The 14,111-nt window shown below is 72.4% G+C and carries 11 protein-coding genes; 10 read left to right on the top strand and 1 reads right to left on the bottom strand.

The features are described from left to right. Window positions 1-79: 79 nt before the first annotated feature. The 8 genes from hutU to AB0M99_RS02210 all read left to right on the top strand — a co-directional run bounded on the left by hutU (window position 80) and on the right by AB0M99_RS02210 (window position 10,042). Entirely contained in the window at window positions 80-1,744 is a 1,665-nt protein-coding gene (gene hutU, locus AB0M99_RS02245; protein ID WP_365916628.1) for a urocanate hydratase, read from the top strand. A gap of 62 nt (window positions 1,745-1,806) precedes the next feature. After that, complete coding sequence (locus tag AB0M99_RS02240; RefSeq protein ID WP_365916900.1) at window positions 1,807-2,997, top strand: allantoate amidohydrolase; 1,191 nt, start codon at window positions 1,807-1,809, stop codon at window positions 2,995-2,997. Then, complete coding sequence (locus tag AB0M99_RS02235) at window positions 2,988-4,328, top strand: formimidoylglutamate deiminase (protein ID WP_365916626.1); 1,341 nt, start codon at window positions 2,988-2,990, stop codon at window positions 4,326-4,328. Before AB0M99_RS02240 ends, AB0M99_RS02235 begins: the two co-directional genes overlap by 10 nt. Before the next feature lie 202 nt (window positions 4,329-4,530). Next, window positions 4,531-5,709, top strand: coding sequence for an imidazolonepropionase (hutI, locus tag AB0M99_RS02230; protein ID WP_365916624.1), 1,179 nt, complete (start codon window positions 4,531-4,533; stop codon window positions 5,707-5,709). A 127-nt stretch (window positions 5,710-5,836) separates the two neighbouring features. After that, the gene (locus AB0M99_RS02225) at window positions 5,837-6,523 is read left to right on the top strand and encodes an LPXTG cell wall anchor domain-containing protein (RefSeq protein ID WP_365916622.1); all 687 of its coding nucleotides are present in this window, start codon (window positions 5,837-5,839) and stop codon (window positions 6,521-6,523) included. Window positions 6,524-6,540: 17 nt separating this feature from the next. Continuing rightward, window positions 6,541-7,578, top strand: a complete 1,038-nt coding sequence (locus AB0M99_RS02220) for a hypothetical protein (RefSeq protein WP_365916620.1) — start codon at window positions 6,541-6,543, stop codon at window positions 7,576-7,578. A gap of 98 nt (window positions 7,579-7,676) precedes the next feature. Next, window positions 7,677-8,756 (top strand): hypothetical protein, encoded by a 1,080-nt coding sequence (locus AB0M99_RS02215; RefSeq protein WP_365916899.1) that lies wholly within the window; start codon window positions 7,677-7,679, stop codon window positions 8,754-8,756. Between the two features lie 14 nt (window positions 8,757-8,770). Beyond that, a complete protein-coding gene (locus AB0M99_RS02210) occupies window positions 8,771-10,042 on the top strand; it encodes a hypothetical protein (protein ID WP_365916618.1) in 1,272 nt (423 codons plus the stop codon). A 73-nt stretch (window positions 10,043-10,115) separates the two neighbouring features. On the opposite strand, the gene AB0M99_RS02205 is transcribed toward AB0M99_RS02210, so the two are convergent. Beyond that, window positions 10,116-11,636 carry an oligopeptide:H+ symporter gene (locus AB0M99_RS02205; protein ID WP_365916616.1) on the bottom strand — a complete coding sequence of 507 codons (1,521 nt, stop codon included), beginning with the start codon at window positions 11,634-11,636 and terminating at the stop codon, window positions 10,116-10,118. A 493-nt stretch (window positions 11,637-12,129) separates the two neighbouring features. Here AB0M99_RS02205 and AB0M99_RS02200 point away from each other — a divergent pair, with 493 nt between their 5' ends. Together AB0M99_RS02200 and AB0M99_RS02195 are read left to right on the top strand one after the other, a co-directional pair. After that, window positions 12,130-12,807, top strand: coding sequence for a response regulator transcription factor (locus tag AB0M99_RS02200; protein WP_183069176.1), 678 nt, complete (start codon window positions 12,130-12,132; stop codon window positions 12,805-12,807). A 14-nt stretch (window positions 12,808-12,821) separates the two neighbouring features. Next, the gene (locus AB0M99_RS02195) at window positions 12,822-14,087 is read left to right on the top strand and encodes an ATP-binding protein (protein ID WP_365916613.1); all 1,266 of its coding nucleotides are present in this window, start codon (window positions 12,822-12,824) and stop codon (window positions 14,085-14,087) included. Window positions 14,088-14,111: the final 24 nt, after the last annotated feature.

Genomic DNA, 14,111 nt, shown 5'->3' with positions numbered 1-14,111 from the left:
GCCGCCCGCAGCTGTTGACTGAATCTATTCAGGGCGCCAGGATGTGAATGGAAATACCAACATCGGAGGAGGCACCGCCATGTCAGGACCCCGCCCCGTACGTGCAGCGCGAGGCACGGAGCTCAGCACCCTGGGATGGCAGCAGGAGGCCGCCCTGCGGATGCTGCAGAACAACCTCGACCCCGAGGTCGCCGAACACCCCGACAAGCTCGTCGTCTACGGCGGCACCGGCAAGGCCGCCCGTGACTGGCGCTCGTACGACGCGATGGTCCGCACCCTTCAGACCCTCAAGCAGGACGAGACGATGCTCGTCCAGTCCGGCCGTCCGGTCGGCGTCATGCAGACCCACGAGTGGGCGCCGCGCGTCCTGCTCGCGAACTCCAACCTGGTCGGCGACTGGGCCAACTGGGAGGAGTTCCGCCGCCTGGAGAACCTGGGCCTGACCATGTACGGCCAGATGACGGCCGGTTCGTGGATCTACATCGGCACCCAGGGCATCCTCCAGGGCACCTACGAGACCTTCGCCGCCGTCGCCGCGAAGAAGTTCGGCGGCACCCTGGCCGGCACCATCACCCTCACCGCCGGCCTCGGCGGCATGGGCGGCGCCCAGCCGCTGGCCGTGACCATGAACGACGGCGTCGCGATCTGCATCGACGTCGACCCGCGCGCCATCGAGCGCCGCATCGAGCACCGCTACCTGGACGTGAAGGCCGACAACCTCCGCCACGCGCTCCAGCTGGCCGTCGAGGCCCGCGACGCCCGCAAGCCGCTCTCCATCGGCCTGCTCGGCAACGCCGCCGAGCTGCTGCCGCAGATGCTCGCGGAAGGCGCGCCCATCGACATCGTGACCGACCAGACGAGCGCGCACGACCCGCTCGCCTACCTGCCCGTCGGCGTCGACTTCGACGACATGGCGACCTTCGCCGCCAAGGACCCGGCGGGCTTCACCACCCGCGCCCGCGAGTCCATGGCCAAGCACGTCGAGGCCATGGTCGGCTTCATGGACGCCGGCGCCGAGGTGTTCGACTACGGCAACTCCATCCGCGGCGAGGCCCAGCTGGCGGGCTACGACCGGGCGTTCGACTTCCCCGGCTTCGTCCCGGCCTACATCCGCCCGCTGTTCTGTGAGGGCAAGGGCCCCTTCCGGTGGGCCGCCCTGTCCGGCGAGGCCTCGGACATCCACAAGACCGACAAGGCGATGCTCGAACTCTTCCCGGAGAACGAGTCCCTGCACCGCTGGATCAAGATGGCCGGCGAGCGCGTCCACTTCCAGGGCCTGCCCGCGCGCATCTGCTGGCTCGGCTACGGCGAGCGCGACAAGGCCGGCGAGCGCTTCAACGACATGGTCGCCGACGGCACCCTCGCCGCCCCGCTGGCCATCGGCCGCGACCACCTCGACTGCGGCTCGGTGGCCTCCCCGTACCGCGAGACCGAGGCCATGCTCGACGGCTCCGACGCGATCGCCGACTGGCCGCTGCTCAACGCCATGGTCAACGTCGCCTCCGGCGCCTCCTGGGTCTCCATCCACCACGGCGGCGGCGTCGGCATGGGCCGCTCGATCCACGCGGGCCAGGTCACGGTCGCCGACGGCACCGCGCTGGCCGGCGAGAAGATCCGCCGCGTCCTCACCAACGACCCCGGCATGGGCGTCATCCGCCACGTCGACGCCGGCTACGACATCGCCGAGTCCGTGGCCGACGAGCGCGGGGTGCGGGTCCCGATGCGCGAGGGCGACTCCGCGTGAGCGAGCCAGACTTCCCGGCCCCCCGCGCCTCGGGCGACGGCGCGGGCGGCTCGTTCCACAGCATGTGGAACGAGCTCGCGCCCATCGGCCGCGACGCGGGCTCGGGCGGGTACCGCCGCTACGCCTGGACCGGGGCCGACGCCGACTGCCGGAACTGGTTCCAGGAGCAGGCGCAGGCGCGCGGGCTGACGTACGAGACCGACCGCAACGGCAACCAGTGGGCCTGGCTCGGCGACCCCCTCGCCGGGGACGCCGTGGTCACCGGCTCGCACCTGGACTCCGTACCCGACGGCGGGGCCTTCGACGGCCCCCTCGGGGTGGTGTCCTCCTTCGCGGCCCTCGACGAACTCCGCAGGAGGGGCGCGGAGTTCTCCAGGCCGCTCGCCATCACCAACTTCGGTGACGAGGAAGGGGCCCGCTTCGGCCTCGCCTGCGTCGGCTCCCGGCTCGCCGCCGGGCAGCTGACCCGGGAGAAGGCGTACGAGCTCCGCGACGCCGACGGCATCTCCCTGCCCCGGGCCATGGAGGCCGCCGGGTACGACCCCGAGGCCATCGGGGCCGACCCGGAGCGCCTGGCCCGCATCGGAGCCTTCGTCGAACTGCACGTGGAGCAGGGCCGGGCACTCGACCTGTCGGGGGACCGCGTCGGCATCGCCTCCGCGATCTGGCCGCACGGCCGCTGGCGGTTCGACTTCCGGGGCGAGGCCAACCACGCGGGCACCACCCGTCTGGTGGACCGCCGCGACCCGATGCTCACGTACGCGGCGACCGTGCTGGCCGCCCGCAGCGAGGCGGCCCTCGCCGGGGCCGTCGCCACCTTCGGCAAGATCGCGGTCGAGCCCAACGGGGTCAACGCCATCCCCTCGCTGGTGCGCGGCTGGCTCGACTCCCGCGCCGCCGACCAGGCCACCCTCGACACGGTGGTCACCGGCATCGAGAAGGCCGCCCGCGAGCGCGCCGAGCAGGACGGGATCGACCTGGACATCGTCCGGGAGTCCTTCACCCCGGTCGTCGAGTTCGAGCACGCCCTGCGCGACGAGATGAACCGGATCCTGGGCGGGGCCGTCCCCGTCCTCGGCACCGGGGCGGGACACGACGCCGGAATCCTCTCCGCCGCCGTCCCGACGGCGATGCTGTTCGTACGCAACCCCACCGGCGTCTCCCACTCCCCGCGGGAGTTCGCCGCCGAGGACGACTGCGTGGCCGGTGTCCTCGCCCTCGCCGACGTACTGGAAGGCCTGGCATGTCGCTGACGACGTACTGGCTGGAGCACGCCTGGCTCGGCACCCACGTCGAGCCGGGCGTCGCCCTGGACGTGTCCGCGGACGGCAGGATCGCCGCCGTACGCACCGGGGCCGAGACCCCGCCGCCCGGGGCGGAGGTGCTGCGCGGCCTCACCGTCCCGGGCCTGGCCAACGCCCACAGCCACGCCTTCCACCGGGCCCTGCGGGGCACGGTCCAGGTCGGCTCCGGCACCTTCTGGACCTGGCGCGACTTCATGTACAAGGTCGCCCAGAACCTCACCCCCGACTCGTACTTCGCGCTCGCCCGCGCGGTGTACGCCGAGATGGCGCTGGCCGGCATCACCAACGTCGGCGAGTTCCACTACGTCCACCACGCCCCCGGCGGTGCGCCCTACGCCGATCCGAACGCCATGGGCGAGGCCCTGATCGAGGCCGCCGCCGCAGCCGGCATCCGGATCACCCTGCTGGACACCGCGTACCTGTCGGCGGGCTTCGGGCAGGCCCCGAACGAGCACCAGCTGCGCTTCTCCGACGGCACCGCCGAGGCATGGGCCGAGCGGGTCTCCGCCCTCAAGCCCCGCGAGCACGCCCTGATCGGAGCCGCGGTCCACTCGGTGCGCGCCGTGCCCGCCGACCAGCTCTCCACCGTGGCGGGCTGGGCCGAGGAGCGCGAGGCGCCGCTGCACGTCCACCTCTCCGAGCAGACCGCCGAGAACGACGCGTGCCAGGCCGCGCACGGGCGCACCCCGACCCAGCTCCTCGCCGACCACGGCGTGCTGGGCCCGCGCACCACCGGCGTGCACAACACCCACCTCACCGACGCGGACATCGCCCTCCTGGGCGGCACCACGACCGGCACGTGCATGTGCCCCACCACCGAACGGGACCTCGCCGACGGCATCGGTCCGGCGGTGCGCCTCCAGCACGCGGGCAGCCCGCTCTCGCTGGGCAGCGACAGCCATGCCGTGATCGACCTGCTCGAAGAGGCCCGTGCGATGGAGCTCAACGAGCGCCTGCGGAGCCGGACGCGCGGGCACTGGACGGCGAACTCCCTGCTCACGGCGGCCACCGCCGATGGCCATGCGGCGCTCGGCCGACCCGACGCGGGCCGCCTGGAGGCGGGCGCGCTCGCGGACTTCACCACGATCGCCCTGGACTCCGTCCGCACGGCCGGACCGCTGCCGAGGCTCGGCGCCGAGACGGCGGTCTTCGCCGCGACGTCCGCGGATGTCCGCCACACGGTGGTCGGAGGCCGCCACGTGGTCCGCGACGGCCACCACATCCTGGTCGAGGACGTCCCGTCGGCCCTGACCGAAGCCATCGCCGCCCTGCGCGGCTGACCCCGGGGCTCGCCCCGGACCCCGCGCCTCAAACTCCCCCAGCTACCGCTGGGAGGTGCCCCCTGGCGAGGCTGGATTCTCGGCTGATGCCGCCCTGCCAGGTGCAGCACCCGCCAGGCGGCATCGGCGCAGATCCAGCCCCGCCGGCGTTTGAGGCGCGGGGTCTGGGGCCGAGCCCCAGGTACCACCGAGAGGAACCCCCGTGACCACCACCCTCGTCACCAACATCGGCAGCCTCGTCACCAACGACCCCGCACTGGGCGACGGCTCCCCCCTCGGCCTGATCACCGACGCGGCCCTCGTCATCGAAGACGGCAAGACGGCCTGGGTCGGCCCCGCCGGCAAGGCGCCGGCGGCGGACGAGACGTTCGACGCGACCGGCCGGGCCGTCATCCCCGGCTTCGTCGACTCCCACTCGCACCTCGTCTTCGCGGGCGACCGCACCGCCGAGTTCAACGCGCGGATGTCCGGCCGCAGCTACTCCGCCGGAGGCATCCGCACCACCGTCGCCGCCACCCGTGCCGCCACCGACGCCGAGCTCGAAGCCAACCTGCTGCGCCACCTCGACGAGGCCCGCCGCCAGGGCACGACCACCTTCGAGACCAAGTCCGGCTACGGCCTCACCGTCGCGGACGAGGCCCGCGCCCTGCGCATCGCCGCCGCGCACACCGAGGAGGTCACCTACCTCGGCGCGCACATCGTCTCCCCGGACTACGCCGAGGACCCCGCCGGCTACGTCGACCTCGTCACCGGCGAGATGCTCGCGGCCTGCGCCCCGTACGCCCGCTGGGTGGACGTCTTCTGCGAGAAGGGCGCCTTCGACGGCGACCAGGCCCGCGCGATCCTCACCGCCGGCGCCGCCGCCGGGCTGATCCCGCGCGTCCACGCCAACCAGCTCTCCTACGGCCCGGGCGTCCAGCTCGCCGTCGAGCTCGAAGCCGCCTCCGCCGACCACTGCACCCACCTCACCGACGCCGACGTCGACGCCCTCGCGCAGGCGGCCGCGACCACGGTCGCCACCCTGCTGCCCGGCGCCGAGTTCTCCACCCGCGCCCAGTGGCCCGACGCCCGCCGCCTGATCGACGCGGGCGCCACCGTCGCGCTGTCCACGGACTGCAACCCCGGTTCCTCCTACACGAGTTCCATGCCGTTCTGCATCGCGCTCGCCGTACGGGACATGCGCATGACCCCCGACGAGGCCCTGTGGTCCGCGACCGCGGGCGGCGCCCGCGCCCTGCGCCGTACCGACATCGGCACCCTCGCCCCCGGCTCGCGCGCGGACCTGGCCCTGCTCGACGCCCCCAGCCACGTCCACCTCGCCTACCGCCCCGGTGTCCCGCTGGTCTCCGCCGTCTGGCAGAAGGGCGTCCGCGTGGCCTGATTCCGCCCGGCCTGCGGGCCGTTGATCCGGGGCTGTCCTTTGTCTTCCCTCCGTAAGGTCCCGGGCGTACCTTGAGCCACCAATCTGAGGTGCCGTCAGTAACTTGTGGCTTGAGGGGAAGACGAAGGTGTCCGACCGGAAACGCTCCACCGCTCTCGCACTGGCCTCCGTGCTGGCCGGATCGGCCGTACTGCTGGCCGCCCCCGCAGCCCACGCCGCCGTCGTCGACGTCAAGTACGACTGCAAGACCCCGATCGGGGACAAGTCGGCGGTCTCGCCCATCGACATCAAGGCGGTCAAGGAGGGCGACGGCTACAAGCTGACGATGTCCTTCCAGAAGGGCGTCTCCTCCAGCCCCATCGAGCTCGGCAAGGGCGCGATGAGCCCCAGCGCGGTCATCCTCGTCGACGGCGCCGAGAAGGTGTCCGTCCCCGTCTCGGGCCCGCCCAACCCCGAGGCAGTGCCCGCAGAGACACCCATCAGGATCACCGACCTCTCGGGCACCTACACGCCCAAGGAGAGCGGCAAGGTCACCTTCACCGCCGGCGTCCTCACCATCAAGGCCATGGGCACGACGACCACCTGCACCCCCGGCAACGGCCCCAAGCCCTCCCTGGAGCTGGAGGTGACGGCCCCCGCCGGCGCGGGCAAGGACACCGCCCCGCAGTCCGGGAGTTCCGCCGGGAACACCCTCCCGCAGACCGGCCCCGCCGACTCCGCCATCGCCCTCGGCACCCTCGGCGCCACCGTGCTGCTCTCCGGCGCCGCCGGAGTGCTCTGGCTGACCCGGCGCGGCCGGCGGGCCACGTCCTGAACGGAGCACCCCAGGCCATGCCCGTGCTCCACGTCCCCGCCCCGAGCCCCCGCCGGGTCCTCCCCGTCCGCCGCCTGTGCCTCGCCGCCCTCGTGCCGCTCCTCGCCGCCGCCGCGCTGTACGGCGCCCCCGCGCGCGCCGACGAGCCGGGCTGGACCGCCGAGCCCGCCGCCGGGCGCACCGCCGCCCGGCCGTACTTCTACCTCGCGGGCACCCCCGGCACCGTGCTGGAGGACCGGCTCGCCCTCGCCAACACCACCGACCAGGAGCGCACCGTCACCCTGCGCGGGGCCGACGCCTACAACACCGCCGACGGCGCCTTCGCGGTGCGCCCCGCCCGGCCCGCGGCCGGAGACGGCCCGACGGGGGCGGCGGCCGGCGCGGGCTCCTGGATCAGCTTCGGCGCCTCCGCCACGGTGAAGATCCCGCCCCGCACCCGCGCGGTGGTCCCCTTCACCGTCACCGTGCCGCCCGCCTCCCCGCCCGGCGACCACCCGGCCGCCGTGGTCGCCACCGAGGGCGGCCGCGAAGTGGGTGTACGGGTCCACCTGCGCGTCAGCGGCCCGACGCTGGCCGCCCTCACCGTCGAGGACGTCGCGGTACGGGGCAGGGGCGCGGCCGCGGAGGTCGCCTACACCCTGGTCAACCGGGGCAACGTCGCCCTCGCCCCCGAGCTGTCCATCAGCGCCCGCGGCCGCTTCGGCGAGGTACCGGGCCGCAGCGCCCACCCCGTCCCCGTGGAGCTGCTGCCCGGCCAGCGCGTCGAGCTGACCGAACCCTGGCCCGGCGCCCCGGTCTTCGACCACGCCTCCCTCACCCTGACCGTCACCGCCCCCGGCGGCGCCCGGGCCACGGGGCACGCCTCGGCCTGGTTCGTGCCCTGGGGCATCGCCGCGTGGACCGGAGCCGGGCTGCTCGGCCTCGGCGCGACCACCTCGGTCGCGCTGCTCCTCGTACGCAGGCGGCGGACCCGGCGGGACGATCCGCCCGCCCTGGTCGGCGTACCAGAACAAGAACCGGTAGCGGAACACGAGTTGACGGGAGCACCCAGGTGAGCGCCAAGGTCGGCGGGACGGTCGGCGGCCGGTCCCGCACTCGGATACGGGCCCGCGCTCGGGTACGGGCCCTCGTCGCGGCCGTGTTGGCGGTGTTCCTGGCGGTCCCCGCGCTCCTGCTGCTCCCGGCGGCCGGGGCCGCCGCGGCCGACGGCAAGCCCGCCGTGGGGCTCTCCCTCCAGGAGGCCGCCAAGGGGACGGAGATCACCGTCACCGGTACCGGCTGGCGGCCCAAGACCCTGGTGATGCTGCTGCTCTGCGGACAGAACATGATCGGCGGGACCAACAGCTGCGCCAACGCCGACGGGGTCGCGGTCTCGGTCGCCGACGACGGCCGCTTCGGCGCCCAGCTCCCCGTCGTGGCGCCGCCCAAGCCGTGCCCCTGCATCGTCAACGTCACCTCCGTCAACGGTGACCAGTCCACCGTCGCCGCCGCGCTGAAGATCACCGACCACCCGGTGGCGGAGCTCCCGGCCGAGGGCGGCACCGCCCGCCTGGCCATGCTCACCGGCGTCCGGCTCAAGGGCGACGACGGGGTGCTGACCTGGTTCGGCGCCCCGCCCGGCCGGAAGTTCACGGTCACCGTCGGCAATCTCGGCTCCGCACCGGTCAAGGACCCGGTCTTCCAGCTCGGCATCGCCCACGGGGTGTTCGCGCCGATCTGGGAGGAGGTCCGGTGGAAGGGCACCATCCCGCCCGGCGGCAAGGCGGAGGTCGCCCTCGACGTCTCCCTGTCCGCGGGAGCCCACGGGGACTACACGATCTCCCTCAAGTACGGCGAGACGGTCGTGGCCACCCAGCCCTGGGGCGTCGCCCGCCCGTACGGCGTGCTGCTGTTCTGGGGACTGCTCCTGCTGGTGATCCCGGCCGGGATCTTCCGCATCGGCATGGCCGTGGTGGACAAGGTCCGCCCGCGCGAGCCCGCCGGCGCCGGCGGCCGGCACCGCGGCGCCCGCCTCCCCGACGCGGCGGCGGCCGTGACGGCCCGCCTGCCCCGGATCCCCGCCGTACGGGGCCCCGCACAGCCGCGCACCGAGCACCCGGCTCGGTCCCCCCAGACCACCACGGCGGTCCTGCCGTGGTTCACCCCGGACCGTGCGCCGGACAGCGCGCCGGGCACAGCACCACAGGCGTCCGCACCGTCTGAGAACCGTTCGACGACGAAGGGACATTCGTGAAAACCCAACGGAGGGTGAGCGCGGCCGTGATCGCGCTGCTGCTCGGCGGCGCCGGTATTGCCATCGGAGCCACTCCCGCCCAGGCGGCCGAGACCAAGTTCAACGTCAAGTGCGTGCCGCCCGCCGGCGGCGGCAGCCCGGTGGAGGGCGAGACCACCGCCAAGGTCACCGCTCCGGCCTCGGCGAAGGTCGGCGACGAGGTCGACGTGTCCTGGGAGACAGTCAAGCCCGCCTCCAACAACACGGACCTGATGGACATCCCCGCGGACTCCGTCCAGCCCACCGGCTGGATCACGGTGAGCGGCGGGGGCGGCGAGCTGAAGGTCGTCGGGGAGAAGAAGAACCCGCCGATCCCCAAAAAGGCGCCCATGCAGATGTCCACGATGAAGGGGAAGCTGAAGCTCACCAAGCCGGGCAAGATCACCCTGACACCCGGCAAGTACGACGTCGCCGTCACCTTCTCCTTCGGCACCTTCGTCACCAAGTGCGCGCCCACGGGTGCCGTGGGCGTCGGCGCCACCATCGACGTGGCGGCCGGCAGCAGCGGCGGCACGACGGACGGCGGCGCCACCAAGGGCGGCACGACCAGTGGCACGACCAGTGGCACAACGAGCGGCACGACCAGCGGCACCACCGCCGGCGGGGGCGGCGGCCAGACCGACTTCCCGGGCAAGGCCGTCGAGGTGGCCTTCGACTGCGGCCCGGTCGTCCCCGGCGGCATCAAGACGCCGGTCACGATCAACGCGAAGAAGAACGGCGGCAGCTACGACCTGACCGTCAAGACCGCCAAGGGCGCGATGGCGGCGCCGATGGCCCTGCCGGCGGGGGCCCTCAAGCCCTCGATGAACGTCAAGCTCGGCGGCGCCGACAGCGGCACGGTCAAGGTCTCCGGCCCGGCCAACGCGGAGCCGATCCCGGACAAGGCGCCGGTCAGCCTCAGCGACATGACCGGGACGTACAAGCCCGGCAAGTCCGGCAAGGTCACGCTGAGCCCGGACCAGCTGACGATCGACGTCACGATGGCCCCGGGGTCCACCCCGATCAACGTGCCCTGCAAGGCGGTCAGCAGCGGCGTCTCGCTCGAGCTGGACACCACGGCCCAGGCGGGCGGCTCGGGCTCCCCGGCCACCACCGGGAGCAGCCCCTCGGGCGGCAACCTCGCCGAGACCGGCGCCGAGGACGAGGGCGGCATCAAGGCCCTGGCCCTGGTCGCCGGCACCGTGATCCTCCTCGGTGGGGCGGTGTTCACCTTCACCCCGTGGCGCCGCCTGCGCGGCACCCGGTAGCCCCGCGGACACGAAGAACGGCCCGGCACACCTTCCGGTGTGCCGGGCCGTTCGGCCGTCAGTGGGGGACGCGTCAGTTCACGTCGCCCATCAGCGCATTGACCTTCTTGCGGTACATGTAGATCGCGAGACCGGCGAGCACGGCGGCGAACGCCTCGAAGGCGACCACACCGACACCGTTCATCTTCACCTCGGCGAGGCCGAGCAGACCGGTGACGCAGTCACCGGCGGTGACGGCCAGGAACCAGACGCCCATCATCTGGGAGCCGTACTTCTGCGGCGCCATCTTGGTGGTGACCGACAGGCCGACCGGGGACAGGAACAGCTCGGCGACGGTGTGCATCAGGAAGATGAGCACCAGCCACCACATGGTGACCTTGACGTCGGTGCCGGCGGTCTGGTTCAGCGGCAGGCAGAACACGAAGAACGAGGCGCCGACGATGACGAGGGCGATCGAGAACTTCACGATGGTGCTGGGCTCGCGGTTGCGGCGGGACAGGGCCAGCCACGCCCAGGCGAACACCGGGGCCAGGAGCACCACGAACAGCGGGTTCAGCGACTGGAACAGGACGTTCGGGATGTCCCAGCCGAACAGGCTGCGCTCGGAGTTCTTGTCGCCGAAGAGCGAGAGGGTCGATCCGCCCTGGTCGTAGATCATCCAGAACACGGCGGCGGCCACGAAGAACCAGATGTAGGCGCTCATCTTGGTCTGCTCGACCGGGGACAGGTCCTTGTCCCGCTTGATCCGCGTGAGGACGGCGACCGGGATGATCAGGCCGGCAATCGTGATCGGGTACAGCGCCCACTTGAGGGTGAACATGTCCATCGCGACCACGGCACCGTAGAACACCGCGGTGACGACGACGCCGATGACGACCTTGGTGACGATGCTGTTGCGCTCGGCGGCGGACAGCGGGTTCGGGACGAGGCTGCTCTGCGGGCTCAGCGTGCGGCCGCCCAGCAGGAAGACCAGCAGGCCGAGGCCCATGCCGACCGCGGCGAGACCGAAGCCGAGGTGCCAGTTGACGAGCTCGCCGACCATGCCGATGCCGACCGGGGCGAGCAGGGCACCCAGGTTGATGCCGATGTAGAACACGGTGAAGCCACTGTCGCGGCGCGAGTCGTCCGTACCCCGGTACAGGTGGCCGACCATCGTGGAGATGTTGGCCTTCAGCAGACCGGAGCCGACCGCGACCAGCAGCAGACCGGCGAAGAACGCGATCTGGCCGGGCAGCGCGAGCGCCAGGTGACCGGCCATGATGATGAAGCTGGCGATGGCCACGGTCTTGCGGGCGCCCCAGACGCGGTCGCCGAACCAGCCGCCTGGCATGGCCATCAGGTAGACCATGGCGACGTACACGGAGTAGATGGCCGTGGCCGTCGTGGCCTTGAAGGCGAGGCCGCCGCCCTGGCTTCCGGCCGCGGCGTCGACACCGCCGGAGACCAAGTACAGCACCAGAAGCGCACGCATGCCGTAGTAGGAGAACCGCTCCCACATCTCGGTCATGAACAGAGTGGCCAGGCCACGGGGGTGGCCGAAGAAGGTCTTTTCGGTGGACGGATCCGCCGCGTCCTTCGTCAGGCTGGAAGCCATGGTCGATCCTTGCTTGCTCGGGACGCTTCGGCTTCGTGAGCTCATCCGCGCCCGGTGGGGGGTGGCCGGCACCGGCAGCGGGTGCCCCACCCCACGCCTGGGGGTCCCGCCCCGCGGTGGCGGGAGCGGAGGGACATCCGTAACCGGGATCCACGCCCGGTCGCGCATCTTCGCGCGGCGGGCCCGGCCCATAGGTCATTCACTGTCATCAAGCCCGGACAGGTCAGTCACAGAGGACTGCCAGAACGGTCAGGACAGAAGTAGAGACCTTCGGCGCGCTTTTGGGCACAAAGGTCTCTCAGGTAGTGCATCAGGCGTCTCGCCACCATACGACACGACACTGTGGCATATGAAAGGACTTGAGAGATGGATCACAGGCGCGGAGGGAACCGTTCGGTCACATTCGAAGGCGGTTAGTAGTTCATAAGACCAGATAGCCAGGGGTGTACTGGCGGGCCCCTTGTCACAGCCGCCGCGGACTACCATCACCCACATGACGCGTGTACTGCTCGCCGAGGACGACGCATCCATCTCGGAACCACTGGCCCGGGCCCTGCGCCGGGAGGGGTACGAGGTCGAGGTCCGGGAGGACGGCCCCACCGCCCTGGACGCAGGACTGCAGGGCGGCGTCGACCTCGTCGTCCTGGATCTGGGCCTGCCGGGGATGGACGGCCTGGAGGTGGCCCGCCGGCTGCGCGCGGAGGGCCACGGCTTCCCGATCCTGGTCCTCACCGCCCGCGCGGACGAGGTCGACACGGTCGTCGGACTGGACGCCGGCGCCGACGACTACGTGACCAAGCCCTTCCGGCTCGCCGAGCTGCTGGCCCGCGTACGGGCCCTGCTGCGGCGCGGCTCCACCGAGGCCGCGCAGCCGCCGGCCACCCACGGGGTGCGGATCGACGTCGAGTCGCACCGCGCCTGGATGGGGGAGGAGGAGCTCCAGCTCACGGCCAAGGAGTTCGACCTCCTGCGGGTCCTGGTCCGCGACGCCGGCCGGGTCGTCACCCGCGACCAGCTGATGCGCGAGGTCTGGGACACCACCTGGTGGTCCTCCACGAAGACCCTCGACATGCACATCTCCTGGCTGCGCAAGAAGCTCGGGGACGACGCCGCCAACCCCCGCTACATCGCCACCGTCCGGGGCGTCGGCTTCCGTTTCGAGAAGAGCTGAGCCTTCACTAAGCCATGCGCCGCCGCCTGATCAACTCCACGCTCGCCGTGGTGCTCGTCGTCATCGCCGTCTTCGGGGTCTCCCTGGTCATCGTGGAGACCCGGACGATCACCAGCAGCGCCCAGGACCGGATCGAGTCCGAAGCGCTGCGGCTGGTGGGCATCGTCGAGTCGAACGTCCTGGAGAAGCAGCGGATCGACCCCGATGCCCTCGCCGAGCAGCTCGACGCCGGCCGCTACGCGCGGATCACGGTCCCCGGGCAGCCGGCCGTGGAGGTCGGCGAGCGGATCCCCGACAGCGTGATCCGGGGCACCGCCCGCGGCGAACAGGGCGAGCTCGTGGTCGTCGAGGTCGCGCGCTCCACGGTCACGAGGGAGGTCGTGCGCACCCTGGCCGTGGTCGGCGCGGTGGCGCTGCTTGCCGTCGTGGCGGCCGTACTGCTCGCCGTACGCCAGGCCAACCGGCTGGCCTCCCCGCTCACGGACCTCGCCGAGACGGCGGAGCGCCTCGGATCCGGCGACCCCAGGCCCCGGCACAAGCGGTACGGGGTCCCCGAGCTGGACCGGGTCGCCGACGTGCTGGACGCCAGCGCGGACCGGATCGGGCGGATGCTGACCGCCGAGCGGCGCCTGGCCGCGGACGCCTCCCACCAGCTACGGACCCCGCTCACGGCGCTGTCCATGCGGCTGGAGGAGATCACGGTCACCGAGGACCTGGAGACCGTACGGGAGGAGGCGACCATCGCCCTCACCCAGGTCGAGCGGCTCACGGACGTGGTGCAGCGGCTGCTGACGAACTCGCGCGACCCGCGGACCGGCTCGGCCGTGCCCTTCGACCTGGACGAGATCGTCAAACAGCAGGTGGAGGAGTGGCGGCCGGCCTACCGCAGCGCCGGACGGGCCATCGTGCGCTCCGGGAAGACGGGCATGCGGGCCGTCGGCACCCCGGGGGCGGTCTCGCAGGTCCTGGCGACCCTCGTGGAGAACGCGCTCATGCACGGTGGCGGCACGGTCGCACTGCGTACCCGGGTGATCGGCAACCAGGCGGTGCTGGAGGTCACGGACGAGGGGCCGGGCGTCCCGCCGGACCTCGGCAACCGGATCTTCGAGCGGGCCATCAGCGGCCGCAACTCCACCGGGATCGGCCTTGCGGTGGCCCGGGACCTCGCGGAGGCGGACGGCGGCCGTCTGGAGCTGCTCCAGGCGCAGCCGCCGGTGTTCGCGCTGTTCCTCAGCCGGACGGCCCCGCAGCCCGCGGAGCCGGAGCAGACGGTCCGCTAGCCGCTCCGGGCCGCTGGTCGTTCG

Origin of the sequence: Streptomyces sp. NPDC051183, from assembly GCF_040682455.1 — a bacterium.
Lineage (GTDB): Bacteria > Actinomycetota > Actinomycetes > Streptomycetales > Streptomycetaceae > Streptomyces.
Note: the sequence above shows the minus strand (reverse complement) of the source record. Positions and strands in the feature narration are given on the sequence as shown.